This window comes from Ensifer sp. ENS02 (assembly GCF_014851885.1).
Taxonomy (GTDB): Bacteria; Pseudomonadota; Alphaproteobacteria; order Rhizobiales; family Rhizobiaceae; genus Ensifer; species Ensifer adhaerens.
In genome coordinates this window covers 18,631-42,905 of the sequence record NZ_JACVAO010000027.1, presented here as the reverse complement: position 1 = coordinate 42,905, position 24,275 = coordinate 18,631, and the positions used below count along the sequence as shown (strand labels likewise).

The 24,275-nt window shown below is 57.7% G+C and carries 31 protein-coding genes; 15 read left to right on the top strand and 16 right to left on the bottom strand.

Annotated elements, in window-relative coordinates; translation table 11 throughout:
- Positions 1-250 precede the first annotated feature (250 nt).
- Complete coding sequence (locus IB262_RS36225; RefSeq protein WP_246802810.1) at positions 251-475, top strand: hypothetical protein; 225 nt, start codon at positions 251-253, stop codon at positions 473-475.
- 49 nt (positions 476-524) lie between these two features.
- On the opposite strand, the gene IB262_RS33270 is transcribed toward IB262_RS36225, so the two are convergent.
- Complete coding sequence (locus tag IB262_RS33270) at positions 525-1,277, bottom strand: helix-turn-helix transcriptional regulator (protein WP_192494466.1); 753 nt, start codon at positions 1,275-1,277, stop codon at positions 525-527.
- 1,229 nt (positions 1,278-2,506) lie between these two features.
- Between IB262_RS33270 and IB262_RS33265 the strand changes: the two genes are divergently transcribed.
- The 4 genes from IB262_RS33265 to IB262_RS33250 all read left to right on the top strand — a co-directional run bounded on the left by IB262_RS33265 (position 2,507) and on the right by IB262_RS33250 (position 5,048).
- Positions 2,507-3,421, top strand: a complete 915-nt coding sequence (locus IB262_RS33265; RefSeq protein ID WP_192494452.1) for a VOC family protein — start codon at positions 2,507-2,509, stop codon at positions 3,419-3,421.
- Between the two features lie 547 nt (positions 3,422-3,968).
- Complete coding sequence (locus IB262_RS36220; protein WP_246802809.1) at positions 3,969-4,226, top strand: hypothetical protein; 258 nt, start codon at positions 3,969-3,971, stop codon at positions 4,224-4,226.
- 41 nt (positions 4,227-4,267) lie between these two features.
- Positions 4,268-4,612 (top strand): hypothetical protein, encoded by a 345-nt coding sequence (locus tag IB262_RS33255; protein ID WP_192494451.1) that lies wholly within the window; start codon positions 4,268-4,270, stop codon positions 4,610-4,612.
- A complete protein-coding gene (locus tag IB262_RS33250; RefSeq protein WP_192494450.1) occupies positions 4,563-5,048 on the top strand; it encodes a hypothetical protein in 486 nt (161 codons plus the stop codon). The genes IB262_RS33255 and IB262_RS33250 overlap by 50 nt, the downstream gene beginning before the upstream one ends.
- Positions 5,049-5,413: 365 nt before the next feature.
- Here the strand turns inward: IB262_RS33250 and IB262_RS33245 are convergent, their stop codons facing one another.
- Positions 5,414-5,851, bottom strand: coding sequence for a PaaI family thioesterase (locus tag IB262_RS33245; RefSeq protein WP_192494449.1), 438 nt, complete (start codon positions 5,849-5,851; stop codon positions 5,414-5,416).
- A 389-nt stretch (positions 5,852-6,240) separates the two neighbouring features.
- Here IB262_RS33245 and IB262_RS33240 point away from each other — a divergent pair, with 389 nt between their 5' ends.
- A complete protein-coding gene (locus IB262_RS33240; protein WP_192494448.1) occupies positions 6,241-6,726 on the top strand; it encodes a hypothetical protein in 486 nt (161 codons plus the stop codon).
- A 120-nt stretch (positions 6,727-6,846) separates the two neighbouring features.
- Here IB262_RS33240 and sctT read toward each other — a convergent pair whose 3' ends face one another.
- The 12 genes from sctT to IB262_RS33180 are packed head-to-tail and all read right to left on the bottom strand — an operon-like array spanning position 6,847 to position 14,827.
- Entirely contained in the window at positions 6,847-7,659 is an 813-nt protein-coding gene (gene sctT, locus IB262_RS33235) for a type III secretion system export apparatus subunit SctT (protein WP_192494447.1), read from the bottom strand.
- Positions 7,660-7,663: 4 nt separating this feature from the next.
- A complete protein-coding gene (locus IB262_RS33230) occupies positions 7,664-7,936 on the bottom strand; it encodes a flagellar biosynthetic protein FliQ (RefSeq protein ID WP_210337812.1) in 273 nt (90 codons plus the stop codon).
- 8 nt (positions 7,937-7,944) lie between these two features.
- Positions 7,945-8,598, bottom strand: a complete 654-nt coding sequence (gene sctR, locus IB262_RS33225; protein ID WP_192494446.1) for a type III secretion system export apparatus subunit SctR — start codon at positions 8,596-8,598, stop codon at positions 7,945-7,947.
- Complete coding sequence (gene sctQ / locus IB262_RS33220; protein ID WP_192494445.1) at positions 8,591-9,619, bottom strand: type III secretion system cytoplasmic ring protein SctQ; 1,029 nt, start codon at positions 9,617-9,619, stop codon at positions 8,591-8,593. Before sctQ ends, sctR begins: the two co-directional genes overlap by 8 nt.
- Positions 9,616-10,110 carry a hypothetical protein gene (locus IB262_RS33215; protein WP_192494444.1) on the bottom strand — a complete coding sequence of 165 codons (495 nt, stop codon included), beginning with the start codon at positions 10,108-10,110 and terminating at the stop codon, positions 9,616-9,618. The genes sctQ and IB262_RS33215 overlap by 4 nt, the downstream gene beginning before the upstream one ends.
- On the bottom strand, positions 10,107-11,414 hold the full coding sequence (locus IB262_RS33210; RefSeq protein WP_192494463.1) for a FliI/YscN family ATPase: 1,308 nt from the start codon (positions 11,412-11,414) through the stop codon (positions 10,107-10,109). Before IB262_RS33210 ends, IB262_RS33215 begins: the two co-directional genes overlap by 4 nt.
- Before the next feature lie 23 nt (positions 11,415-11,437).
- Positions 11,438-12,052: a FliH/SctL family protein gene (locus tag IB262_RS33205; RefSeq protein WP_192494443.1), complete on the bottom strand. Its 615-nt coding sequence runs from the start codon at positions 12,050-12,052 to the stop codon at positions 11,438-11,440.
- Complete coding sequence (locus tag IB262_RS33200) at positions 12,049-12,693, bottom strand: hypothetical protein (RefSeq protein ID WP_192494442.1); 645 nt, start codon at positions 12,691-12,693, stop codon at positions 12,049-12,051. Before IB262_RS33200 ends, IB262_RS33205 begins: the two co-directional genes overlap by 4 nt.
- Before the next feature lie 7 nt (positions 12,694-12,700).
- Positions 12,701-13,501 (bottom strand): type III secretion inner membrane ring lipoprotein SctJ, encoded by an 801-nt coding sequence (sctJ, locus tag IB262_RS33195; protein ID WP_192494441.1) that lies wholly within the window; start codon positions 13,499-13,501, stop codon positions 12,701-12,703.
- Between the two features lie 6 nt (positions 13,502-13,507).
- On the bottom strand, positions 13,508-13,939 hold the full coding sequence (locus tag IB262_RS33190) for a hypothetical protein (protein WP_192494440.1): 432 nt from the start codon (positions 13,937-13,939) through the stop codon (positions 13,508-13,510).
- Between the two features lie 35 nt (positions 13,940-13,974).
- Complete coding sequence (locus IB262_RS33185; RefSeq protein WP_192494439.1) at positions 13,975-14,160, bottom strand: hypothetical protein; 186 nt, start codon at positions 14,158-14,160, stop codon at positions 13,975-13,977.
- Position 14,161: 1 nt separating this feature from the next.
- The gene (locus IB262_RS33180) at positions 14,162-14,827 is read right to left on the bottom strand and encodes a type III secretion protein (protein WP_192494438.1); all 666 of its coding nucleotides are present in this window, start codon (positions 14,825-14,827) and stop codon (positions 14,162-14,164) included.
- A 213-nt stretch (positions 14,828-15,040) separates the two neighbouring features.
- Here IB262_RS33180 and IB262_RS33175 point away from each other — a divergent pair, with 213 nt between their 5' ends.
- From IB262_RS33175 to IB262_RS33145, 7 genes are all read left to right on the top strand, one after another.
- Positions 15,041-15,193: a hypothetical protein gene (locus tag IB262_RS33175; protein WP_192494437.1), complete on the top strand. Its 153-nt coding sequence runs from the start codon at positions 15,041-15,043 to the stop codon at positions 15,191-15,193.
- A 77-nt stretch (positions 15,194-15,270) separates the two neighbouring features.
- Positions 15,271-16,155 carry an FHA domain-containing protein gene (locus IB262_RS33170; protein ID WP_192494436.1) on the top strand — a complete coding sequence of 295 codons (885 nt, stop codon included), beginning with the start codon at positions 15,271-15,273 and terminating at the stop codon, positions 16,153-16,155.
- Between the two features lie 12 nt (positions 16,156-16,167).
- Positions 16,168-16,551, top strand: coding sequence for a hypothetical protein (locus IB262_RS33165; RefSeq protein WP_192494435.1), 384 nt, complete (start codon positions 16,168-16,170; stop codon positions 16,549-16,551).
- Between the two features lie 67 nt (positions 16,552-16,618).
- Positions 16,619-16,867, top strand: coding sequence for a type III secretion protein (locus tag IB262_RS33160; protein WP_192494434.1), 249 nt, complete (start codon positions 16,619-16,621; stop codon positions 16,865-16,867).
- Between the two features lie 14 nt (positions 16,868-16,881).
- A complete protein-coding gene (gene sctV, locus IB262_RS33155; protein WP_246802808.1) occupies positions 16,882-18,957 on the top strand; it encodes a type III secretion system export apparatus subunit SctV in 2,076 nt (691 codons plus the stop codon).
- Between the two features lie 37 nt (positions 18,958-18,994).
- Positions 18,995-20,347: a type II and III secretion system protein family protein gene (locus tag IB262_RS33150; protein WP_192494432.1), complete on the top strand. Its 1,353-nt coding sequence runs from the start codon at positions 18,995-18,997 to the stop codon at positions 20,345-20,347.
- Positions 20,348-20,378: 31 nt separating this feature from the next.
- The gene (locus tag IB262_RS33145; protein WP_246802807.1) at positions 20,379-20,777 is read left to right on the top strand and encodes a hypothetical protein; all 399 of its coding nucleotides are present in this window, start codon (positions 20,379-20,381) and stop codon (positions 20,775-20,777) included.
- 4 nt (positions 20,778-20,781) lie between these two features.
- Here IB262_RS33145 and IB262_RS33140 read toward each other — a convergent pair whose 3' ends face one another.
- Positions 20,782-21,537, bottom strand: a complete 756-nt coding sequence (locus tag IB262_RS33140; protein ID WP_192494431.1) for a tetratricopeptide repeat protein — start codon at positions 21,535-21,537, stop codon at positions 20,782-20,784.
- A 163-nt stretch (positions 21,538-21,700) separates the two neighbouring features.
- On the opposite strand from IB262_RS33140, the gene IB262_RS33135 reads away from it, so the two are divergent.
- Positions 21,701-22,738, top strand: a complete 1,038-nt coding sequence (locus IB262_RS33135) for an EscU/YscU/HrcU family type III secretion system export apparatus switch protein (RefSeq protein WP_192494430.1) — start codon at positions 21,701-21,703, stop codon at positions 22,736-22,738.
- Between the two features lie 103 nt (positions 22,739-22,841).
- Entirely contained in the window at positions 22,842-23,510 is a 669-nt protein-coding gene (locus IB262_RS33130) for a L,D-transpeptidase (protein WP_246802806.1), read from the top strand.
- Between the two features lie 20 nt (positions 23,511-23,530).
- On the opposite strand, the gene IB262_RS33125 is transcribed toward IB262_RS33130, so the two are convergent.
- The gene (locus tag IB262_RS33125) at positions 23,531-24,232 is read right to left on the bottom strand and encodes a DUF1629 domain-containing protein (protein WP_192494428.1); all 702 of its coding nucleotides are present in this window, start codon (positions 24,230-24,232) and stop codon (positions 23,531-23,533) included.
- Positions 24,233-24,275: the final 43 nt, after the last annotated feature.

Below are 24,275 nucleotides of genomic sequence, written 5' to 3'. Positions count from 1 at the left end.
GGGACCACGACAAAGGAAAACAATGATGTCAGACAGTATTCTGCGCTACGTTCCAGCCGATCCGTTCTGGCAACCATCTCCAGATGATGCAAGCAAGGCAGTTTCCCTGCTGACATCGATTGTGCCGGAAGCCGACGATGTTGTCTCGAGGTTCGAGGATAAAGTCAGGTTCTAAGATCCCGGTGAAAATTGGTCGGGCGTGGAATGTATCGCTTGTGGTGCCGATGCGCAGCAATGGTGGGGCGACGCCATGGATACAGCACTTGCCGATGAGTTCAGAAATCTCAGCGTCAAGGCGCCTTGCTGCGGCACCAAGGTTTCCTTGAACGACTTGCGGTACATTTGGCCCGCCGCGTTTGGGCGCTTCGCGCTCGAGGCGCGCAATCCAAACATCGTCAACACGACGGAGGCGCAGGATCGGCAGATCGCAGAGCGGCTCGGAACTCAGCTGAAGAAGATGTGGGTCTCTGTTTAGGTCCTACCGGCGCTTATGTTGAAGCAAGTCGCAGGCACACGAAACGACCTCACAAGAGGGGATTTAAGAGGGCACTGCCGTAAGCTGTCACAATATCAGGTGTCGACTTGTCATTCGGATACCAGAGTTCGAGGCGGTAGGAGGTCGTGGAGATATCCTGGACCAGCCCGAAGACGCTCTGGATCGTCAGGAACGACAGGACGCCGAAATCCGTCTCGAATTCGATGTCCAAATTCGGCTGGCATAGTGCGAATTCGACGGGTGGTAGAGGACCAAAACGCTCGACGAGGAACGTTTCGAGCGCTACGGCTTTTGGTGTCAGCTCCGGGCGGGTCCATGCCTCGGCCTTCGACTGCATCAACATCGCCGGGGCAACGACTTCGAAATTTCGCATTCTCGAAAAGAGCCCTTGCGGGTGCATCGCCGCCTCGAGCAGATCGAGGCCGCGATGGTCTTCCCGCTCGCTCCAGGGGCCAGGCATGACGACCGAAGACAGCCACCGGCACCCCGAATTGCAATCCACCACTCGATCGCTGTAGAAGGCAAGTGCCGGCAACGGCTCGTGCGCCTGTAGCATCCTTGAAAGCGCCGAACGGGTAATCGCACGAGCAATCTCCGCCTTTCCATCGGCAGCGCCGCCGGCCGAGAAACCGGCTTGTAGCAATGCCGCGTTTCGCATCGGTTTGGGCGCATCGACCTCTACGAGCCAGGCAATGAGCAATTCTCGACTTGGCCGGGCACGGCCATTTTCGATAAAGCTCACATGCCGCTGCGATACACCAAGGCGAACGGCCAGCTCCAGCTGACTGGTACTTTCATCCCGCGAACATGTCGCAGGAGGCTTCCAAGATTTGCCGACATATCAGCGCCAATCAGCTTTCAATTTCATAGTGGCAAGGGGCCGTTTTGGGTCGTCTCCCCCTTGGGGCGGAGGGAAAACGACTTGCGCGCCAAGCCGTCGGATGAGCACTGTCAGAGTTCATAAATCAGCCCCGAGTTGCGAATGCGCAGCCGCCCTCGCAAGGCATCATTGCGATTCGCCGTCAAGTGTCACAATTGCTACATATGTGCGTCACAGACGTCAAGCGAAGGCTGCGGCCGCCGACGAAAGGGAAGCGCGGACCACGCACCGCTCCCAGGAAAAGGTGAGGTTCTCTGACGCTTTGCGGGCACAATACCCGTCAGACACGACGTCTTCCTCCAAAGCAAGCATGGACAATGCCACGTGCCTGTCTGACGATGCGGAACCAATCCTTGATTTGTTCAAGGGCGCTCTGAAATCCGCGGCATCACACGTCGCGCCGGCCATCAGATCGTTCAGCTGCGACAGTGAGATTGGATATCGGTCCGCCACGCATATACTCAACGCATAAAATACAGCAACGAATCGTTGCGCCCCTCAAAGCTTCTGATGATCATTGGTTGACGTTCATTATTCAATGTGAAACTATGTGATAGTTCACATGTTGGTTGTGGCTTGTCCGTGAAAAGGAGTTTGTCGGCGCGTGGGGAAACAACGTTACCTTCTTCCAGTTGCCTTGGGTTGCGTCAGCCGTTGAGCCGCCGATACGGTACACGTTTCTCCTGCGCCAAAGCGCTCGGTCATAGGCCAGCAAGGCGCCGTCGTTTCATATGTTCGAGACGCTGCAGGCCGAAGGTCGTGATGCAGTCCTCGTCCGCCAATCTTTAAGGACTGCAGAATTGCCACGAACGTTGTCAGCGGATGTTGTTTTTTGGGCCGCAAGCGAGAGCGCGGAACCGGGCGGTCGAAGATCGGTTGATCAGCAAAAAATTGCCGCCCTGGAGATGGTGACTGGTGCACGCCGCGCCGGTTCGGTCAGCGGATGCAGGCCACGTCCACGTCGAGGCGATTTGTCAGATTGTGTTCTTCCTGCCGCTGCTGTGCGCACAGCAAGGCGGGGCCGGTCGATGCGGTCGACCTGGATCGAGAGGGGTGCGTCCAATGATAACGTCTGCTTTCCAGGCGCACTTTGGTGATCGAATTCTTGATCAGTTCTCGAGGAGGTTGAGATGAAGGCTACAGAGCCGATGCTGGGCCAGGTATGCCCCGCGCATTCGCTGCATGTGCCAGCGATGATCCTGCGACATCATATCGGTCCGCTGAAGGGCACCGATCGAGGGCTTCTCGTCAGGGTTGGCGAAGGCACCCGGAAGATCTCGTGCGAGCTCAGAAAAAAAGGCATAGAAACCGATATCTTCGCCAGCCCGTCATTGCGGGAATGGCTCCAGTTTCCTGCCGACACAGCAGTCGATACCGAAACGCTGTCACAAGCGGTGGAAACCGTTCTCGACGGTCTGGCCGTTTTCCAAGATGGTCTATTGTTATTGCGTAGGGACTATCAAGATGTTTCATCGTGGAGCACGGCACCAATGATCATGGGGATTGGCGCCAGTTACTACGAGATCGATCACTTCGCCCTCGTCGTGGCTGATCGCTTAGAACATGCCGACTACCTGTGGCGCCTTGCAGAAGCTGATGCACGACTGGTCGAGGGACCGGGGGTATGGCCAGACGACTTTTGCGAGCATCTGAACGCATCGGGTTCGTACCTCAGCATGGTTTTCGGCACTGCCAAATTACCAAACGGAGGCACCGTCGTGCTTTTGGCGCCCAATGCCCAAGGGGACCAACTCGATCGTTGGAGGCGAAGCCGGCAGCAAGGCGCCCTGCATCACGTGGCCCTGAGCGTGACAGATATCGAGGTGGCGGCAGCTGAGTTCAATGCAGAGGGTTGGAAACCGATGTCGAAGCAGCCTGTTTCCGACGGGGCACTTACACAATGGTTCCTAAAAAATAGCGCAGATCAGATCATAGAGCTCATACATCGCAGCGATCAGAAATCTACGGCGACGTTTTCATGTGCTAACATAACTGAATTGCGCAGCGCCGAGTTGCGGCAAGTACCGGCAAAATCCGATCAGTAATGGTCTGTCGTTCGAGGAAGCCGGCAACCGCTTGTCCGAGATATTTGGCGGCGATGATGTCGAGATCGACGCGCATGAAGTCAAAAGCAGAACGCCTCGGGTTAGGCAGCGATGCTGCCATCGACGCACGTTCACACCACTTAGCGCATCGGTGTCAGATGCATGAACGATGGTTGCAGATCGAAATGAAACCTCTGTTCTCAGACCCACTGTTCCGTCTCGTTCATTCCCCTGTTCGCTGAGGGCAAAGCGCTCCAGCACTGCGTCGCTGGCTATTACGCGGCGTGCTATGCCGGCCACAACCCGATCGTTTCTCTGCGTGACGCAAACGGCATTCTGACCTCGACCGTTGAATTCAGTTTTATCAAGGGTACGCTCAAAGTTGTGCAGCACCACAGCCACTACAACGGCCGGCCTGACGCCACGGGCAAGGCTGCCGCGCAGCTGAGTAGTCTACGGCCGCACACCAAGAAGCCCTGGTCGTCGCAAGCGTGTCCGCCCAGCGCAGCAGTGGCCATAACTGCTCCTACATCCAAGGAGTTTCAGTATGTTCACGTTCAAGAGGTTACCGCTGTCCTTTCTGATGATTTCCGCGGGCTTTTCCGGGTTCGTTCCGATAGACGCCAAGGCCGCCACGGTGCGGAGGGGGAGGGTCTTGTCGGTCGGGATGCGATGGCCTGACGCACCCATAGAGGGTGATGTGCTCCTTTTGTCGATCGGTATCAAGCATTCTGACGGTCGCGTCGTCTATTACAGCTTCCAGCACAAAGCCAACCTGGATATCCGATTGCCGAACGCGAGCTGAATTCGACCGAGCGCCTCACGCCGCACCAGATCGCGGCTGTGATGGCGCCGGCCGCCGAACAGGCCAAGAGGGACCAGGAAGCGCAGGAGAAGCCCGCGGCGCCGGCCGCGCCGGTGGTAGCGACGTCCGCACAGAAGCTCACAAAGGGGCACAATCAGATCCGGGATTTCTCCGCGCTTAACAATGCGGCCGCACGCGACAAGCTGGTGCCGGCCGAGGTCGAGGCTGCTTACAACCGCGATCCGAAAAATCCGGCAAGGTTCGTCACCAAGGAAGCTCCTTCGCGGACCGCTTTCGAGGACAAGGGCAATCGCCTCAGTACTTCGCGGACCTTCGATGACCAGGCTGTGGACGCCATCGCGGATACGGCGGACGCTCGCGGGTAGACAGAGGCGACCGTCAAGGGCGACGAGGGCTTCCGTCGGCGCGCCTGGATTTATCGCCTCTCGCGGGGTCGAGGTCAAGGGTTACCAGCCGACCGAGCAGGACAAGCTGCGCGCTGAGCAGCTGGGCAAGCAGACGGGCCACGCTATTACCATCGAGAAGAACGAGACCCTGGAGGCCTATCGCGCGACCCGCGACGGCACGCCGAAGGACAAGCGCGTTGCCGCCGAAAAACACCCCGAGCTGGGCAACGCGTTCGCCTTTGAACAGGCAGCCCGGTCGTTCGCCCAGCAGCGCCTCGCCAAGAACGATCAAGTTCGGTTCGTCGATCAAGCCCGTGCGATCGTGGAACGCGATCTCGCCCAGGGCAAAGCAGTGCCCGAGGTCCGCCAGCGGCTCGATGCCGAGCGTCGGCAGGGTCGCGGGTTGGAGCGGTGATTTATCCCATCGGAGAAACGATGATGAAAGCAGCAATTGTGGCAATGGTGTTGAGCGGCCATGCGGACGTCGCGTTTATGACGTCGTCGGGCATCCAGGTAGCAATTGTCGCAGATGCCGGGCATTCGATGGGTTTGGAAGACCCGCATGGACTTGCAAAAGCACTTTGGCAAGCGACGCTGGAGCCTTTCGACCAAGATAAGCACGGCGCGGTGAGCGAGCAGCCCCCGCCGAAAGGCCTGGAGGGCAATGCCGCGAAGTCCGCAGTGCGGTTGAGACGCAGTGGATTGCCAGACCCAGAAAAAGTGCTGACGACCGCATTCGTGCCATCACGACCAGTCGTCAGCTTGAGAAAAACGGCGAGGTCAGGCCGCGTTGACCAGGCTTTCCCGGTTGAAAATCCGACAAATGACAGTCGCCTTGGCAACCGCCCGGTCCTTGTCGTCCACGATGTGCACGTCGGCGATGGTCTGCCGTGCCGTGCGATGAGCAATGCAGGCCTTTGCCTCGAGATATGCTCCTTCGGCCGGCTGGAGGTATGTAATATTCAATTGTGAGGTTGCGCATCCAAAGGCGTCGTCGTCCGGTATACCGGATACGCCGGCCACCGATCCAGCGATTTCGGCAAAAGCCGCAATGACACCTCCGTGGACGAGGGCGCCCACATTCCGATGTTCAACGCGAATTGGTAGGCGAAGATGGGCTTGATCAATCGCGACCTCGATCGACTTCACGTCCATGGGTCGCACGAAGGGTGAATTGAGTATGATTTCATCGATCCACTTTTCCGTCACATAGCGCATCATAATATTTCCTGTCCGCTGCTGCTGAACTGAACACGCGTCATCCAGACGAATGATCCTTTGTTAGCCTTCGCGGATACATCCCGCAATTATCAAGAAGGTAATAGTTTTGCATCTCGGCACAGGGTTATTAAAAAATAAGATTAAATATCAACGTCTTGCTTGCGTTCCTGAGGGTCGTTTTTTCCTCGCAGGCACAGGAGAGACCGTTTCCGGCTCTGTGGATCCATTTGATAGGCGTCTCCGAGCGACAGAAAAACTCGCTCGTCGCAGGAAATGGAATGCGTTTCCGACAGAGGAATGACGCATCTTGGCGAATTGTCACAATTGCACTATGATAGGCTGAATATGTGTCGCCACAGGAAACCAGAAGGAAATTCCCACCCAAAATGTCAAATGCAAAGGTCATAATCAACACACAGGCGGTATCGATAGAACTTGAAGGAGAGGATGGATTTGTCCGAACCTACCTCGACAAGCTGATGCCGATCATTGAGCGTTCGCGGGCCACAACAACCGACTTGCCGAAAGTCGCCGCACCGAGCGCGCCTGAGCTTAAGGCCACTCCGGTGGTCGTGGAGCAGCCCGCAGAGGTTGCACCGGCAGCAGTCGCCGTTTCGCGAGGGTCAAAGCGTGTGGCTGGCAATTCCTGCCGTGACAAAATCAAGGTTTTGCGAGGCGAGGGCTTTTTCGACGACCAGCGCAGCATTTCGGACGTCGCCAAGGCCCTTCGGGCAAAAGGGCACGAACACAACCTCAACCAGGTTGGGGCCGCGCTGTCAACGATGCATGATCGCGGCGAGATCCAGCGGCAATCCGTTGACGGTCGTTTCAAGTACTCGTGGAGCGAGATGGAACATCCAAAGGCCGCTTGACAGTCCAGTCGCACCAAGCACCGCTCCCCTCGTTCTTGTCGACTTCAAACGGGACGTCGGTCTTGCTTTGCACGTTCCACTAGACCGCTTTCTTCCGGACACCTCATGGCACTGTGTGTTTCACCTCGGGTCGCCGGATGAGGCGGTCAATCGCTCCAGCCAGTCCGTTGTATCAGAGAGGCTGAGGACTTCAGCCTGGATCATCGGCAGAAGAAATGCCGAGTAAAGGACGATCAGCAGGGAAAAAAGCAGATTCTTGACCGACATCGATAGATCAAAGACATGCAGCTGCGGTGCAATTCTCGATAGGAATGCCAGCATTATGTCGGCGACGAGCAGCGCCAGCACCAGTGGAGCGATCAACAGGATCGCCACTTCCAAAATCCGGTCCAGCGTCGCCAGTAACATCACGCCAGAGTGCTCGGCCAACAAAGGCGAAAACGCCATGATGGGCCAAATGGCGTAACTCTTGTAAAAACTCTCCAGCAGCATCGTCAGTCCGCCCGAGCTTACAAATACGAGCATCGTTGCAAGTGTGAAGAACGTGGCCGTTATACTGGATTCGGTAACAGAAGACGGATCCACGAGCTGGGCTGCGGTCGATCCGCGCTGCAGATCGATGAGGTCGCCGGCGATTTCGGCGGCCCAAAAGGGCACACCAAGGACGACACCGATGACAATGCCAAGCGCCAATTCCTTGATGGTGAGAACGGCGACCATGACCGATGCCATATCGGCCGCGACATTCGCGTTCAGTGTCGGCATGACCGGCATGCAGAATGCGAGTGCGACGCCAAATCGCAGCACTCCGGTAAGGCCGAGGCGAACAAAAAACGGCATCACCAGCACAACTCCCAAGGCCCTTGACATGACAAGCGCCGTGTTCGCAATCGTAGCGAGCAGGTGCTGCGAGAGAAAAGCCAGTTCGGACATCCGATCACCGTGTCATAGCGGGAAAGGCGTCCAAGATCCCGCCCGCCAGGCTGGTTATGTTGAGAGCGAGTGCGGGGCCAAAGACGATCAGCACGAGCATCACAGCCACCACCTTGACCGTTTGAGGCAACGTTTGATCCTGAATTTGGGTCAGCGCCTGCAACAGCCCGACACTCAGGCCCACGACGATCGCGATTATCAGGGCCGGCGCGGACACCAGCAGCACGGTCAGCAACGCGCTTTGCATTTGTCCGAGGAATGCGGTTTGGCTAAGCATGTTGACAACTAGCGATAGCTAAGGATCAGTCCATGCATCAACCGCGACCAACCGTCAACGGCGACAAACAGAAAGATCTTGAGAGGAATGGATATGAGCGTGGGCGAGACCATCATCATACCCATGGCCATCAATATGTTGGACACAACGAGGTCGATGACGAGGAACGGAAGGTAGAGCAGAAAACCGATTTCGAAGGCGCGCGTCAGCTCAGAGCTCACAAAGGACGGAATCAATACGATCAGGTCGTCCTTTTTGAGGTTTGCGCGCGCTTCCTCCGACCACACCCCCTCCGTCGCCTGCATGAAGAAGATTTTCTCATTATCGTCGGTGAAACGTGCCAGGTGAGCTCGAATGGGCGGCTCGATCAGTTCCGCTGCTGCCTTGATGCCTTCAACGGTCTGCAGATCCATGGTGTGTGCCTCGGCCAACCGATAAATATCTCCGGCAAGCGGCGTCGTCACATACACCGTCAAAATCAGTGCGATGCCGTAGAGCGCAAGGTTCGGCGGTGACTGCTGCACGCCCAGTGCGTTTCGGATCAGAAACAGCACGATCGAAATCTTGAGGAAACCCGTCATCGTGACGACGGCCAATGGCAGCAGTCCGACGACGGAAACAAGGAGGATGATCGGCAGAATGTTGGCCTGTGCGTCAGACATGGGGCACCAGTTGAACGATCCGCACTCCAAGCCCGCTGCCGATCTTGAGCAAGCTCCCACGCCCGATAAGGCGGCCATTGGCGACGATCTCGACGCAATCTTCGATTGTCGCCGCCACGGGCAAGATGCTTCCCTGATCGAACTGCCGGAGTTCACGAAGCGATATCTCGGTGCGGCCGACCTCGAAGGTCAATCGAACCGGCAGGTCCGCCAGGCTGCCATCTTGCATTGGCTGGTCGCTTGCATGCTTGTTGAAAGGCTCCATGTCCCGGCTCCCGTACTTTGACAGGGCGCGCCATCGCGTCACCAACGCGCCGTCACGACCCAGGTTAGCGATCATCTGATCGCCGATGATTGCAAATTGTCGCGGCTCTTCGGCGGCCTCACACATCACTGTGTCGCCCGGTCTCAGATCACGAAGGTCTGACCATGAAACCCTCTGGAAGCCAGCACAGCGTCGAATGGTAAAAGGGATGTGGTCGACCCAGGCGTCGTGGTCCTCGCCGGTGCTTGTGTGTCTGGGAAGCAAGGCGGGGACAGCGTCCAAGGGAAGCCAGATTTCGGCATACCCTTTGAAATCGGGTCCAAGGAGCGCGACCGAAAGCTTGAATTCGGCTGTGGCCGGCACGGATTGTTCAATCGTCACGCTCTGGCCGGCTCTTTGCTCAAAAGCCGCGAACGCATCCTCCAAAGCCGTCGCAAGAAGGATACGGCGCTGAAGGGCTGTGAACGAACTGGAACGTGGCCCCGCACAATATTGATCCAACAACCGCTCGGCTGTTGACGGTGCCAATCTGATATTGGCAGTCCACTCACCGATCGTAAGAGGAACATCGTCCCAACGATCACAGTGCAGAACCTCGGGGGTCGGCCGGCATTCGACAGCTTCGCCTGCGATGGCAACGTGGAAGGCGAGTTTGCGCGCGTACACGCGATTGTTGGCGCCAACTGCCCTTGCCGAAATGACGGGAAGCCACTCCAGATCGGCGGCACTGGAATGCGCTTTTGATCTTCCTCTCACGGACAATACCCCGCCGAGGAGTGTCTGCGAGCGGCGAATTCCTCCTCGTCTTGTTCGGCTTGCGCTTCGAGGCGCCGCCGCGCGCGCTCCTGCTGACGGCCGGTCAGCGCACCCAACTTCTCCCAGTCACGCCGCTTTAACCTCAATGTTTGTGACTTGCTTGCGAAGACTTCTGCGTGTGACGCCAGACGCTCTTCGGCTTCTGTTGCTACCGTCCTCAGTTGCGCCGTTTCAAAGGCCATCGCCGTCATCGTATCGATCATCGCATTCAGGGCAGTATGGCTTGCTGGCGATCTGGCGATTTCTTCGAGCCAACTAGCCTCGCATTGCACATAGGATTTCTCCTGCTCGGCCGCTTGACGGTCGGCTACCACGAACTGGCGCTCTGCGTCATCGCGTTGACCTGCCTGGTGCGCGAGTGCCGTCTCCGCGATTTCAAATCGCAGCTTGCGCAACTCCAGCAATTGTTCGAGCTGACGCAGCATTTTCATGATGCAAGCTCCTTGAGGTGTCGCACCGTATCGTCGAATGACGCAGTCCTGTCACCCACCTGTTTTAGGAAAGCCAGGATAGTGTCGTGCTTGGCGATCGCTTCATCGGAGCGCGGATCGTTGCCACCTTTGTATTCGCCAACACGCACCAGCAATTCAACTTCCTCGTAGCGAGCCATCAGGTCCCGTACGCGGCCGGCAGCGATCAGATGCTCATTCGACACGATGCTGTCCATCAACCGGCTTCGACTGCGCAAGATGTCGATCGCTGGAAAATGGTTCCTCTGTGCGAGATCAGCGCTAAGGCGGATATGGCCGTCCAGAATGGCTTTGGTCTCCTCTGCGACAGGATCAAGCGCGTCATCTCCCTCCGTAAGCACCGTGTAGAGCGCCGTGATGGAACCCCCACGGCCCGGGCCTGCCCGTTCGAGCAGCCGAGGAAGGGCGGCAAAAAGAGAGGGCGGAAAACCCCGGCGGGTAGGGGGTTCTCCCGCTGCGAGCCCAATCTCACGCTGCGCGCGGGCAAAACGCGTGACGCTGTCCATGAGCAGGAGAACATGTTTGCCCTGGTCACGGAAATATTCGGCGATTGCGGTGGCGCCGTGGGCCGCCTTGACGCGCTCGATCGCCGGTCTGTCGGACGTCGCGACAACAACCACCGAGCGGGCACGGGCCTCTCGGCTCATCTGCACGTCAATGAAATCGCGGACCTCGCGTCCACGCTCGCCGATGAGCGCGATGACGACGATGTCCGCCTGCGTCCCGCGCACAATGCTCGAAAGCAGCGTCGATTTGCCGACGCCCGGTTCCCCGAAAATACCGACACGCTGACCGCGGGCAATGGTCAGGAGACCGTCGATGGCCGAGATACCCAGTTGCAAGGGAACCTCAACCAAGTCTCGATCCAGCGGCTCGGGTGGCGTTGCATGACACGGATAATAGGCTGTGATGTCCCTCGGGCGGAGGGCTCTGTCGTCGCCGAGTATCTCTCCCAGGGGGTTCAATACGCGTCCGAGAAGACCCGGTCCGACTGGCATTTGTAGGGCATAGCCCATCGGAATGACTTCGGCCCTGTTGGACATGCCTTCGAGATCGCCGATCGGCGTCAAGATCGCTTCCTCGTCGCGAAGCCCGATGACTTCGGCCGGGACTTGCCGTCCCGAAACCGGGTCTCGCAACTGGCAAAGCTCACCGATATGGGCAAGTGGCACCGCGGCATGAACGACAATGCCGGTGATCTGGCGAATCCGTCCCCTGACAGACAGCGGTTCGATCGCTTTCGCTGCGGAATTTAACCGCTCCATGAAAGGAACCTGGCGTGCTGTCATCAGCCCCACTCCGGACTTGGCGTAACGGCTTCTTGCGCCGCCATTAGCGCCGCCCGTATCGTGGAAAGCTGCGCATTCAACGTGGTGTCCACGACCGCGGCAGGCGTCGTCAAGACACAACGACCACGTTCAAGGTTGGGATCGGCCACGACCTTGATCGGATAGGATGCCGCGTCGGTGAACTCGCTGTGAATTAAGTTCTCGATCGCTTCGCAAGCGCCCGGAGGAACATTGATCGTCAGATCTCGTTCGTGTCGGAGATGGCGCAGGGCCTGGCGCGCCATTGCAGTCGACAGACTAACGTCGCCCATTGGGCCAATAACTCTCTCGACAATCAACAAGACCAGATCGACGATATCTTCCTCAAGACTTGCCAAATACGCATCCACTTTCGCAGTCGTGTCGGACAGGAGCTTTGAAATCTCAATCTCGCCTTCGGCGCGGCCAGCGTCAAAACCGTCTCTTCGATGTGCTTCGCGCTCACGCTTGGCTGCCTCCACTAAAGAATCGGCTTCGTGTCGCGCGGCCTCCAAAAATGCGTAACCATCCAGCCAGGCTTGGCTTTCCTTTGATTTGATAATCTTCGGCGACGGGTAGGGAGGAAGCTGGTTCATATCCCGTCCTTCGCATACGGTGCGGTGACCAAAACCCGGTTCACGACCTCGCGCATGCGAGCTTCAGTGACCTCGCCACGGGGAGAAACGTTTGTCTGGAACGGGGCGAGCTTAAGTCTCATCCACCCCTGGATTGACGATGGCAGGCCACCAATCCACGACGCCAAACATGTCGCTCCGTCTCGTTCGATGCCTTCAGTGAGCGCTTCGATATCGCACGATGCGCGCTCGGCATCGCTCGACAAGTCTCGATTTTTGAGGGCTGATGTGTATGCAAGCTCGCCAATCCGCTGCTTTATCTCCACAATGGCCGATGCCCTGATCTCTGCTGCTATCACATCCGCCCAAATGATCGCCCCGCAAGTCCGGCCGAAGCTTGTGAACGCATCGCTGGACATCAGCGCCAGCATCATTTCCTTGCCTTCGAGCACGGGAGCATCGGGCAGAGCTGCAAGGTCGTGCTTGCACTTGATCAGGGCTTTCAGATCCGCCTGGATCCTCGCATTGGCCTGCATTTGAACGATGACATCCATCCCGAGCGCATCGCCAAAGCAATGCGCGAGGCTGGCTGGATGCACATAGCGTGCTGGCGCTTCCGTCCACTGTGCCCATCGGCCGGCTGCGGGGTTCGCGTTGCTCATTGTGGCGTCAGTCACTGGAGTTCAGGCGCCGTAGCCCGGGAAGCGAGCCTGCGCCAAAGGACCGGAGCAAGACCATCAGGCCGGCGCCGAGCAATGATGCGATGAGACTGAAGCCGCCAAGAAGCCAATAGACCTGATGGACGCTTCGCACGTGAACCCAGGCTCCCATGACCGATGCGAGTTCGAGGTTCTGAAGTCCGCTGTGTACCGTCTTCGGCACAGCGATCGGTACCACAGACACTTTTTCGTACGTCAGGCCGGCGATCCCGTTGGCGACCAGGGTCTTGATCTGGGGGATCAGAGTGTCGATCGTCAAATCCGCCTCGTGACGGATGAACACCGACGCCGATGCTGGCGCGGCAAATCGCTGAAGCGGATCGTTGTCTGGCAGCACGACATGCACTCGGGCGGTGAGGACCCCGTCAATCTCGGAAATCGTTCGTGACAGTTCCTCACTCAGCGCATAGATCATCTGTGCGCGCTCCTGAACGGGCGAGGCGACGAGTCCCTCTTTCTTGAAAACGCTTCCGATTGTTGCGAATTCTGTCTGCGGCAAGCCGGCGTCCGTCAATATCGAGACCGCGGCTCCAAACTGATCCTCTTCCACGCTGACAGTGAGCTTGCCATTCTTTTGAACGGTTCGATCAGCATCGATCCCGCTTGCCAGCAGCGTCGCGACCATGAGATTTGCCTCCCGCTCATCAAGATTGGAATACAATTCCCCCTTGCACGCCTGCAACGACAGTGCCGCGAGTAAAAGTGCGGCGCCAGTAATGAATTTCAGTGGTCGTTTTGCGAAGTGACGCACGGAGAATCAGCCCTTCACCAACATCTGGACCCCATCCGAGACCCGTTTGGCGGTTCCAGCAACGAGCATGACCCCCAAATTGGCGTCATGGGTTGCTTGAAGCGCTGCGAGCAGACGTTTGAAATCCGTTTCAGCCAGAAGTCGACCTGGCCGGTTCGCCAACTCGCCTCCAAATGAACCCACCGTCTCACTTTGCGCCATTGTTCGGGAGCTGCCGAGATCGTCGACCGCGGACTGCGCCGTAACACGCTTCCTGCTCATTCGATCGAAAAACCCTTGAAGGTCATCGACCCATTTGCGTCCGACAGATCCTGGGCCTGCATGGGCGGGAAGGTTCTGTACATTTCCCGCCATGAATTCGAATAGGTTTTGCGCAGCCCTGTTGCGGGTTATTTGCTCTATGGGCTGCACAAGAACAGCGCTGAGTTGGTCAGACATAAAATCGGTCCCAGCCGGGGGCGCGTGCCCTCTTTTCAGCTTTCAACGGAGTCTTGCTGGATCTCCAGCTGCTGGCTCATCGTCGATTGCATGATTTGAAGAATTGGTTGCTGCAGAGCTTCAAGAAGCGCCGAGTTGAAAAGCTCGTTTTCGTCCTTGGTTGGACCCGCCGCGGCAGGCGTCACTTGCGAGGTATTGTTACCGACCGGTTGCGTAGGCATTCTATTTCTCCTGATTTTCCATGTTTGACGGTTGTTGAACACTGTTTGTGACGGCGTCTCCCGACCGGGCGTCGCCTTGTCTTGTTTGGGCAGTCACAGCGACCTCACCATCGCGTTTGCCGCGAAATACCCGCACCCTCGGGTCGCTCCCCTCAAGCTGAGGGGTAGGCTCTATTGTCTTGATCACTTGCCGTACGACGGCAACGAATGCAGGCGGTCCAGAGATCCGAAGCGCCGAGGGGCTTGCTCCAATTTCGAGCCGGAAACGGTCCTCCATCAGATTCAACCGCCGCACCTCATCGATGACCGCTGTGCCGTCTATGCGTCCGAGATTCACGATCTCGGTGATTGACTCCTCTGCCAAAGAGACGTGCAGCACGGATCCGTCAAAATACCAGACAAGTCCGTTTCCATCGGCGAGCCTCTCCAGGAACTCGATCGCCGTCTTTGCCCGTACGTCCCCTCGAACACTTCCCCGGACCCTGTCTGAACACAACACCGGGACGTGCATGTTTCTACCAAACTCCGCCAATGCACCGCGGATATCCTGGTTGATCACCACATACTCATAGGTTCTGTTCATCCAGTCCAGATGCTCGGCCTGTGCTGAACCTGCAAATGTCGCCAATGCGGCACTGAAGCAAAAATATCCCGCCAATGAACGCATTGATCGTCATTCACTCGTTTTCGATATTCACAGAGATAATGTGTTTTGCATTGGTTGGCAACACAAAAGCGCGAACATAATGCATGTTGAATATCACATGCTCAATAGATGATAGTCATTGCGCGAAAGCTGTTGCCTTCACATGCACCGTGGTGTACACAGATGACGTCCAGAAGACTGGATGATGATATTCCAAAAAGGAGCGTATGAATCATGAGCAACACAACCGGCAGCGCCAATTTTCAGGCGAACATGGACCAGCTCAAGCAGACCCAACAGCAGGCGCAGAAAGAATTCTTCGAGCTGACCATTCACAACACGCAGAACAAGACGGCCGAGGCTGTAGCCAGCTCGAACATCAAGTGATTCGAGACAAGGCTGGTTTCCTTGAGCGGTTGCGCCGAAAGGCGTAACCGCAGCTTAGCTTTGATCGGGTGGCGACAATGGGCGAGACCGTGCGGCATCCTCTGTTGCTGTCCGTGTTGGACGGTATTCACAGAGGGGCGATAGCTGAACTGACCGGGCCGATCTGCCGAATAGGCAGCGGGCCTATGTGTGATGTGCTTATCAGTGACGTTGATGTGGCTGAAGAGCATTTTGTGTTGCGTGTCGATCGCAAGATGGTGTCGATCGAGGCGGCTGGTGGGTCGGTCCTTTTGGGTTCCGGGACCAGGATCAGCGCTGGTGCGCGCGTCAAGGTTGCTCTTCCTGTTCGGTTTGAAGCCGGAAATGTTCAACTCGGGCTCGCATGGGCGAGCGATGCCAAAGTCGAGCCGGCTGGTTTGACCAGATTTCGAGGCGCCTGGATCTGTGCTGCGGCGGCTTTTGTGGCGACCTCGGCGTTGGCCCTGCATGTGAACGGCGCGGTCGGCGAGCCTGATCGAATTCCACCCCGTGGTGCGCAGCCTCCAAACGCGGTGTCCTCAAAGCGAGGACCAGATATTGATGTCGCGGCGGTCTTGAGGGGGCACTTGCGGGAAGTCGGCATCGATGGACTGGCTGTGAGCGCAGATGGCGCACAGGTCAATGTGAAAGGTGAATTGCCGGCGGCGCACATGTCGGATTGGCTAGATACTCAAAAGTGGTTTGATGGACGTTTCGGGGCGTCCTACGTCCTGAGCAGTCAGGTGGACAGCAGCCCCGAGCGTCCCGAGCCGAGGTTCAATTTTCAGGCCGTGTGGTTCGGTGACAGGCCCTATGCGATCGGCTCGGACGGCACGCGCCTTTATGTCGGGGCCGCCCTTGAGGGTGGGTGGATCATCGCGGACATTCGCGATGGTCGGTTGACCGTGAGGCGCGACAACGAAAACTTCGTTTTGACGTTCTGATTGGAGACGGTTTTGGCACTCGATCTACGCCGCCTCGATGAGCGAAACCGATTGGAGCGAGGCCTCGTTGACGGCAAGCAGGTCAGCGGCGTTGCTCCAGCTGGCATGCAGGAATTCGATGCCGTCATTGCTGGCATGCGGCGTCCGGCTTCACGCGACCGGGCGAACGCGCAGCCCGTTCGGGGAGCGACTTCGAAACGGCTTACGGCACGCGGCATCGCGACTGAGGACGTCGAGGATCTTGTCGAATACATCATCGGCGAGCTTTTGCCGGGACTGGACCTCGCTCCAGAGATGGCGGCCATCGCCACGGAAATTCTGGCAGAAGAGGTGGAAGCTGCCCGGGCGGTCAGTCGCAGAATAGCGGAGGCGCAGGCAATTGACGTGCGGGCATAGCGATAGCGTCGCTTATCTTTACAACGTCGGGATGTTGCATTGGCGCGGCGGCAACAAGGACAAAGGTATGGTTCTTCTGCTGCTTGCCGCGACAATCGCTCCAGAAGATGCAAACGTCCTGCGATCGCTCGCCGAAGTTTTCATTGAACAAGGCGAGGGAGAAAGGGCGTTGGCGACCATTCAGAAAATCTTCGAAATCGAGGGCATGTCAGGAGACCTGCACGCTCTCACAAGCCGTGCGCTTTGGGTCAACGGAGACATTCCATCCGCACGCCGCACGTTCCAGGAACATATGAAAAGCAGGGTGCTGAAGTGATCAGGATCGGATCATTGAACAGATGGATTGAGGTGGCCGCCAAGCGAACCGACCTTGTGGTGATCGTCTTGATCTTGGCCGCGATCCTGATGATGATCCTGCCATTGCCAACGTTCCTGGTCGACATCCTTATTGCTATCAGTATTACCTTCAGTCTCCTGGTTCTGGTGGTGGCACTGTACATCGCAGAGCCCGTTCAGTTCTCGACGCTGCCTTCCGTGATCTTGCTCGGGACGCTCTTTCGGCTGTCCCTGTCGATCACCACCACCCGCCTCATCCTTGTTCAGGCCAATGCAGGTGACATCGTGACTGCGTTCGGCGAATTCGTCGTCGCTGGTCAGGTCGTCGTTGGCCTGGTGGTGTTCCTCATCATTACCGTCGCTCAATTCGTGGTCATCACGAAGGGCTCCGAACGCGTAGCTGAAGTGGCTGCACGGTTCACACTCGACGCCCTTCCCGGCAAGCAGATGAGCATCGACAACGAAGCTCGAAACGGCGACATCACCCAGGAGCAGGCCAAGCATAAACGTCAGTTGCTGGAGCGGGAAAGCCAGTTTTATGGCGCCATGGACGGCGCCATGAAGTTCGTGAAAGGTGATGCGATTGCCGGGTTGATCATCATCGCGGTCAATCTGATTGGTGGCCTGCTCATAGGTGTGTGGCAGCAAGGGATGGCTTTTGAGGAAGCGGCCCACACCTACTCGCTGTTGACCGTCGGTGATGGCCTCATTGCGCAAATTCCCTCCCTCATGGTCTCGGTCGCCGCAGGTGCTGTCGTTACCCGCGTCGCCTCACACGGGGATCAGAATCTGGGCAGTGAGGTCGCCCAGCAACTCGGTTCAGATCCGCGCGTGCTCGCACTGGCGTCAGGGATATTGCTGGCACTGAGCTTGGTTCCCGGGTTCCCCGCTCTCATCTTCATTGTTTTGTCTTGCCTCATTGGCGGCCTGGCGGTTCTGGCCCGCAACAAGCAAGGCGGGCTGATGACAAACACTGAGGAGGTCATGCCAGCGGAAAGAACGGGACGGATTGAGATGGAAGGCGCGAACGCTCGGTTGAAACTTTGCCTGGCCGACGATCGCGCAAGCCTTTTGCCGCCATCCTTGTTCAAAGAGCAGACCAATTCCATCCGCGCGCAGATTCTCGACGATCTTGGCGTCAGTATTCCGCCCATCGGCTTGCGAACGGAGGCCGGGATGGAAGGCGCGTTTCGTATCGAGTTCGATGGCGTGCCCATACGGCACGGCGAATTGCCGGAGACGTTTGTTTGGGTCAGAAGCGACCCGGTCAATCTCGACCTTCTCAACATGCCCTATCATCATGGTATCAGCCTGATCGATGGCGGGCAGGCCTTGATGGTCAGCAAGGAACATGCGTCAAAGCTGGCGGAGGCCGGCATCCGGTTCTCTTCCGCAGCGGCTGTTCTTCTGGAAACGGTGGATGTTTGCGCGCGCCAGTACGCATCCCAGTTCCTTGGGTTTCAGGAGACCCGTGACCTGCTATCGAGTGTCGAGGCCGAACTAGGCGAGCTCGTGAAAGAGGCAATTTCTGCCTCTTCGATACAGAAAATGTCCGAGATCCTTCGACGACTGGTCGAGGAACGCGTCCCGATCACCAATCTGCGGGCCATCCTCGAGGCGGTCGTCGAATGGGCGCCACATGTGGCAAGCGCGCAAGGGCTTGCTGAATACGCGCGCGTATCCCTTGCGCGTCAAATCTGCCACCTGACCTCGGTCGAGAACCGTGTCATTGCCGCATATATCTTGACCAGACAGGCCGAGGAAGTGGTTCGAGGTTCGGTTCAAGCCGGTCAGTATACGCCCGAGACGGTTTCCCGACCAATCGTAGACCAGATTGTCGCGGCCAACCGAGCAAGCGATCCCGATCTCAAGCGGGTCGTGCTGACGTCCATGGACATCCGGCGCTCGGTCAGAAGCCTCCTCGTCAGGCACGGTGTCGATCTCCCGGTGCTTTCCTATCAGGAGATCGCACCCGAATTCCGAGTGCAGGCCCTGGCATCGATATCGCATCAGCCAGGACCACATACGCAACATTTCCAACCCGCAGAGGAGGCGCAATCAGCAGCCTGAGCGCCTGCGCACTCATGCCGGATTGGCCAAGTCCAACATGCATATTGCCTCTTTTACAGTTCAAACAGCGCACCGATGTCTGGTGCGCCTCTGCGTCACTGTCATTGCCTGGATGATGCTCAGTGCATCGATGACGGCGCTCGCCCAAGGCATCACCATCGATGCATTGTCCGGCCAATCGGTCGATCTCATCGAGGGTCAAGGCCTCGTATTGCGATTTGATCAGCCGGCGGAATCGGTCTTCGTCGCCGACCCGGAAATCGCCGACGTGCGTGTCGTTTCTCCCGGCGTCGTCTACCTCTATGGTTCCAAGGTCGGCGAAACCAACCTGATCGCACTGAGCCCAGACCAAAGTGAGAGAGGCACTGTCCGCATCAATGTCGTTGCCAATGGGCGCGCAGCCAAGCAGGCCATGCGAGCCCTTCAACCGGACTCGCTGGTGCGCATCAGTCTCTTCGGTGGGGAATTCGTCGCAGCCGGGCGAACCAGATCCGTTGGCGAGGCGCTCGATGCGAGCAATGTCGTGGAGACGTTTTCGCCCTCAGACAACCCCGGCCTGAACAACACGACGTTTGACGGCTCAAACCAGGTCAACATCCGGGTCAGGTTTGCCGAGGTCTCCAGAGACGAGCTGCGACGCTTCGGGTTAAGCTGGAGCGCCTTCGTTGAAAACGGCTCCTTTTCCTTCGGCATCATTTCCGGGAACCCGCAAGGGCAGGTGCCAGGCGGCATCGCCGCCAAACTCGGTGTGGGTAACGTCAATGTCGACGTGCTTTTAGATGCGTTGCAAAGCAACGGCATCCTGACCATCCTGGCCGAACCCAACATTACCGCCGTGACCGGTCAGACGGCGAGTTTCCTCGCCGGCGGCGAGATACCGATACCCATTCCGGCCGGCAACGAGCAGATCGGAATCGAATACAAGCAGTTCGGCGTGTCACTGCAATTCACCCCGACACTGCTGCCAAACGACCGTATCGGCCTGCAGGTGCGCCCGGAGGTCAGCACGGTGTCATCCTCAGGCGGCGTCACGATCGCAGGGTTGAGTGTTCCAGCTCTTCGCGTGCGCCGCGCCGATACGACCGTGGAGGTCGGCAGCGGACAGACATTCGCGATCGCAGGCCTGTTCCAGCGCCAGGAGTCACGCCAAATCGACAAGACGCCGGTCCTTGGGGACCTGCCCATCTTGGGGGAATTGTTTAAATCACAGAAGTTCCAGCGAAATGAGACCGAACTCGTTATCCTGATCACGCCCTATCTCGTCAAACCGCAGTCCGCGCGAAACATGAAGACGCCATTGGACGCGCCGTCAGGCGCCACATTCTCGCCGCGCAAACAGAAATCCAAGCAAAGCACCGAGCAGGTACATGGCTTCTATATCGAGGACTAACTTCACCAACCGCTTTGGGCTATGCGTTGTCTTGATCGGAACCCTGGCAGTCGACGGTTGCCAGTCAACCGAGGATGCGCAACCCTATTCGGCAAACTATCGAATGGTGCCGCTCGGCGGCCAGGGGTTTCAAAGAAAGAGTGCGTTCGTGACGAAAGACCATGACAACATGGTTCAAACCGTTTTGGTGCCCGAGGCATGCATCTCGCCAGATACCGCAGCCCAACCCTTGTACCTGCCGTCGGGATGCGCCAACAATCTCAATCTGGAACTAATGGTGCAACGGCAGCAGGACCTGGCCCGGGGACGCCCCATGGGGCCTGCCATGGCCGAACCTGTCGCACGGGCGGCGCGCGATTACATCGATGAGAAAGCGCCTGAACGTTTGGGTGAGGCGACAAATGTGAACATTGATTCGGTGGGCCAATGAACCATTACCCCGAGGCGAGCACGCCGATCGCCTTGGCGCGCTTGGAGGGATCCTGTAGCTTGGCGACCTGCGTGGCCTGCCGCATGATACCGTCCCGGGCTTGGGGCTCCATGTCGGTGATGTTTAAGGCTCGGGCCTGATCCTGCCGTCCTGCCAGGACCATCACGATCATGGCATTGACGAGATGACGGCTCTTCACCGCTGGCGATCGGACGACCTCTTCCATGAGCGCGGATGCCTCGGGCAACTTGCCTGCACTTGCCTGCGCCAGCGCCAGATTGGTCTGGGAATCGAGGTTTCCCGGTTGAACGACAAGTGCCTCGCGAAAGGCCGCTTCTGCCTCGGCTGTTCGCCCTTGCAGCACATAGGCCGTGCCCAGGTTGTTGTAGGCTCTTGCTGACTTGAGTATTGGCGCTACCGCTGCAAGTGTCTTTGCGGCACCCTCAGCATCGCCACTTCGAAGCTGTACGCCACCGAGGCCCAGGCTTGCCTGCGCATTGTCCGGAGCAAGCTCCAGCGCATGCCGATAAGCGGCCTCGGCGCCCTTGACGTCGTTTGCTTTTGTCCGCGCCTGTGCCAGCTTCACTTGCGTTGCCGCATCCGTGGGCGCCAGCGTCGCTGCCCGCTCATAGAGTGCAAGAGCGGTGGTGGCATCGCCCCGCCGATAGACGTCATCGGCAAGGCTCATCAATTTGGTTTCGGCACTTGTTGCTTTCGGTGTGTCCTTCAAGTCCGTCGTTGCGCAACCGGGCAGCGCCACAAGCCCGCCCAGCATGCATGCACAGAGATAGATGTTCTTCATTGTCGCCTCACCGATGTTGTGATATCACACATAGCACGATGATGTGTCGTCATCAATTTGTGACTTGAGAATTTCACAGAGTGGCGGACTGTTCCTGCGCTACCTGCCACAGAGCATCTACATGGACCAATCAAGCGAAGAAAAGACACTCGCGCCGTCGGACAAAAAGCTCAGAGAAGCGCGGCGGAAGGGGCAGGTCGTACATAGCTCGGATATGGTCTCTGGCGTCACGGTTCTGTGCAGTATGATATTCTTATCAAATAGCTACCAATCGCTCGAGCAGCAGGCGCGAGCGATGCTGGATGAGGCCTCCCATGTCAATGAGCGAGCATTCTCGGAGGTGTTTTATCGGCTTTCGGCCATTTCTGTCGATGTGCTGCTCTCCGCGACGCTGCCTCTTCTTGCGATCACTGTGATCACTGCTGCAATGACCAATGTCGCGGTCATGAAAGGATTTATCTTCTCGGTTCAGCCATTGGTTCCGAACTTTGAACGCATCAATCCCATCAGCGGTCTGACGCGTTTGTTCGGGATGAAGGCTGCGGTCGAGTTGTTGAAGGCAGTGTTCAAGATTGTTGCCCTGGCAACGGCTTTTATCCTGGTATTTCGCTCTGGACTTCAGCCGCTGTTTCAATCGCCTTCCTGTGGCTCCCAATGCACTACACAGGCATTTTGGGCGATGATCAAGCCTATGGCGGTCACGGTCATCCTGGCCTTTTTGGCTTTGGGGCTGGCGGATGTGCTGGTGCAGCGGTGGCTGTTCATGCGCGACATGCGGATGACGAAGACGGAGGCCAAGCGTGAACGCAAGGACATGGATGGCGATCCTCAAATCCGGCGGGAACGCGCTGCGCTGCGCAAAGCAATGGCAGCCACCAAGACAGGTCTGAAGAACGCGCAGATCGTGATCACGGCAGGGTCTGATCTGGCGGTCGGCATCCGGTATGTCCGCGGTGAAACCTCCGTACCCGTTTCGGCCTGCCGAAGCTATTCGCAGGCCGCGCGCGAGGCCGTTGCCGAAGCCAACAGGCTTGGCATCGACGTTTTCGAGGACGCACTGCTTGCCAGGTCACTGGAACGTGTGGGTGTGGGGGCGCCTGTTCCGGAGCGAACGTTTCAACAGGTGGCCGGCTATCTGGTCAAGGCGAATGCGATCTAGAGCTTGTTGCTTGCCGACATGCGGCGGGTTGGCGGCATATTCGTCAGTAAAATTAAATGGTTGCAATCGTTTATTGATGGCGCCCTGAGTGAGAAGGAATTTGATGATGCGGATCCTTAGTGTCAAATTGCCGGCCGCACCCGCTGTGCTGGCTCTTTCTGTGGCCTGTCTCTCGTCGCCGGTGCTGGCCGACACTCCGGAGCCGCCGCGTTACGAGGCTGATCAAAGCGCGGTTTTCATAGAGGATGACTACATACGGTTCCTCTTCCGGCAAACGCAGAGTCCGACCCTTTACCCAGACAGTGACGGCTTGCAGCGATCCCGGCAAGCAGACGCATCCACCGCAGAGCTCATTGCATATCAATCCCAGGAAAGAGCGGGCACCATCATAGTCGAAACGTCCGATCACGCTCTGTTCCTGATCCTTAAGGATGGACGAGCGATACGCTATTTAGTCGGTGTGGGGAGGGACGGCTTCGCCTGGCGCGGGGTTGAAGCCATATCGAAAAAGGCAGAATGGCCCGCCTGGGTGCCCACTGCGCAGTTGCGTCAACATCGCCCGGAATTGCCGGTTCACGTGGCTGGCGGGCCCGACAATCCGCTTGGCGCAAGGGCCCTTTATCTCGGCGATACGCTTTATCGTATCCATGGGACCAACGAGCCCGAGACCGTAGGCGGAAACGTTTCGTCCGGATGCATTCGCATGACGAATGCCGACATCATCGACCTCTATCGGCGTGTAGCCGTCGGGACAAAGGTTATTGTCCGATAAGGGTCAGTTGGGCGGAGGTGTTACGCACGTCGCCGTAAAGCCCGCAGTAAGGCTGCGATCCAATTCGGGCGCCAACGATCATCAGGCTCGGCGTGACTCGGAAAAGACAGTGTTTCCTCCGTGGTCTCCGGTTCATCGCTCCAGAGCAGTCGAAACGCGACGCCTTCGAGGCCAGCGGCTGCTATCCGCGATACGAACGCCTCCGTTACAAATACGGGAGAACTGCGCATTGGAAGCCTGAACATTTCAAGCTGACCGATCGCCACCGGATCGAAGAAAAAGCGCTCTATATTGAGAATATCACCGTCCTCGAAGCGTACGATCTGTGATCGCGACGGATCAAGCGCATCGACAATTCTGGTGGCATTGAAGAGCGAGACCGGTTCAGGCGCGTTCAAGGGAAGAAGTTCGCCGTGTGCTGCTAGCGTCTCTTGTAGCGCGCTCACCGCCCTTGGGCGCAAGATCGGAGCATGCTCGCCAAGCCAGGGGAAATCGGAACGAAGGCGGCGCGCGCCGTCGTCACTTTCATGTAGAAATTCCATGCTGAGTGAAACCCAACCTGGCCCGACGACGCCGCTCAGACTGAAAAGAAGCTCGTAAACACTTGGATCGGTCGGCAAGATCCACTCGTGGTTTTCGAGCACAGTGAAACAAAAGACCCTCAATCTCCCTCCTGATGAGCTATTGAGCACCGATGCGTAGTCGCGAGCAACGAAACGCAAGACGTCTCTGACCGTCACGGTGAGGTTAAGGTGATCGCCTGCT

What these genes read in the sequence shown, in the direction of transcription:
- IB262_RS36225 (WP_246802810.1), top strand. Translation starts at nt 251, where the DNA reads ATGGATACAGCACTTGCCGATGAGTTCAGAAATCTCAGCGTCAAGGCG.
- IB262_RS33265 (WP_192494452.1), top strand. Translation starts at nt 2,507, where the DNA reads ATGAAGGCTACAGAGCCGATGCTGGGCCAGGTATGCCCCGCGCATTCG.
- IB262_RS36220 (WP_246802809.1), top strand. Translation starts at nt 3,969, where the DNA reads ATGTTCACGTTCAAGAGGTTACCGCTGTCCTTTCTGATGATTTCCGCG.
- IB262_RS33255 (WP_192494451.1), top strand. Translation starts at nt 4,268, where the DNA reads ATGGCGCCGGCCGCCGAACAGGCCAAGAGGGACCAGGAAGCGCAGGAG.
- IB262_RS33250 (WP_192494450.1), top strand. Translation starts at nt 4,563, where the DNA reads ATGACCAGGCTGTGGACGCCATCGCGGATACGGCGGACGCTCGCGGGT.
- IB262_RS33245 (WP_192494449.1), bottom strand. Translation starts at nt 5,851, where the DNA reads ATGCGCTATGTGACGGAAAAGTGGATCGATGAAATCATACTCAATTCA.
- IB262_RS33240 (WP_192494448.1), top strand. Translation starts at nt 6,241, where the DNA reads ATGTCAAATGCAAAGGTCATAATCAACACACAGGCGGTATCGATAGAA.
- sctT (WP_192494447.1), bottom strand. Translation starts at nt 7,659, where the DNA reads ATGTCCGAACTGGCTTTTCTCTCGCAGCACCTGCTCGCTACGATTGCG.
- IB262_RS33230 (WP_210337812.1), bottom strand. Translation starts at nt 7,936, where the DNA reads ATGCTTAGCCAAACCGCATTCCTCGGACAAATGCAAAGCGCGTTGCTG.
- sctR (WP_192494446.1), bottom strand. Translation starts at nt 8,598, where the DNA reads ATGTCTGACGCACAGGCCAACATTCTGCCGATCATCCTCCTTGTTTCC.
- IB262_RS33215 (WP_192494444.1), bottom strand. Translation starts at nt 10,110, where the DNA reads ATGAAAATGCTGCGTCAGCTCGAACAATTGCTGGAGTTGCGCAAGCTG.
- IB262_RS33210 (WP_192494463.1), bottom strand. Translation starts at nt 11,414, where the DNA reads ATGGAGCGGTTAAATTCCGCAGCGAAAGCGATCGAACCGCTGTCTGTC.
- IB262_RS33205 (WP_192494443.1), bottom strand. Translation starts at nt 12,052, where the DNA reads ATGAACCAGCTTCCTCCCTACCCGTCGCCGAAGATTATCAAATCAAAG.
- IB262_RS33200 (WP_192494442.1), bottom strand. Translation starts at nt 12,693, where the DNA reads ATGAGCAACGCGAACCCCGCAGCCGGCCGATGGGCACAGTGGACGGAA.
- IB262_RS33190 (WP_192494440.1), bottom strand. Translation starts at nt 13,939, where the DNA reads ATGTCTGACCAACTCAGCGCTGTTCTTGTGCAGCCCATAGAGCAAATA.
- IB262_RS33185 (WP_192494439.1), bottom strand. Translation starts at nt 14,160, where the DNA reads ATGCCTACGCAACCGGTCGGTAACAATACCTCGCAAGTGACGCCTGCC.
- IB262_RS33180 (WP_192494438.1), bottom strand. Translation starts at nt 14,827, where the DNA reads ATGCGTTCATTGGCGGGATATTTTTGCTTCAGTGCCGCATTGGCGACA.
- IB262_RS33175 (WP_192494437.1), top strand. Translation starts at nt 15,041, where the DNA reads ATGAGCAACACAACCGGCAGCGCCAATTTTCAGGCGAACATGGACCAG.
- IB262_RS33170 (WP_192494436.1), top strand. Translation starts at nt 15,271, where the DNA reads ATGGGCGAGACCGTGCGGCATCCTCTGTTGCTGTCCGTGTTGGACGGT.
- IB262_RS33160 (WP_192494434.1), top strand. Translation starts at nt 16,619, where the DNA reads ATGGTTCTTCTGCTGCTTGCCGCGACAATCGCTCCAGAAGATGCAAAC.
- IB262_RS33150 (WP_192494432.1), top strand. Translation starts at nt 18,995, where the DNA reads ATGCATATTGCCTCTTTTACAGTTCAAACAGCGCACCGATGTCTGGTG.
- IB262_RS33135 (WP_192494430.1), top strand. Translation starts at nt 21,701, where the DNA reads ATGGACCAATCAAGCGAAGAAAAGACACTCGCGCCGTCGGACAAAAAG.
- IB262_RS33130 (WP_246802806.1), top strand. Translation starts at nt 22,842, where the DNA reads ATGATGCGGATCCTTAGTGTCAAATTGCCGGCCGCACCCGCTGTGCTG.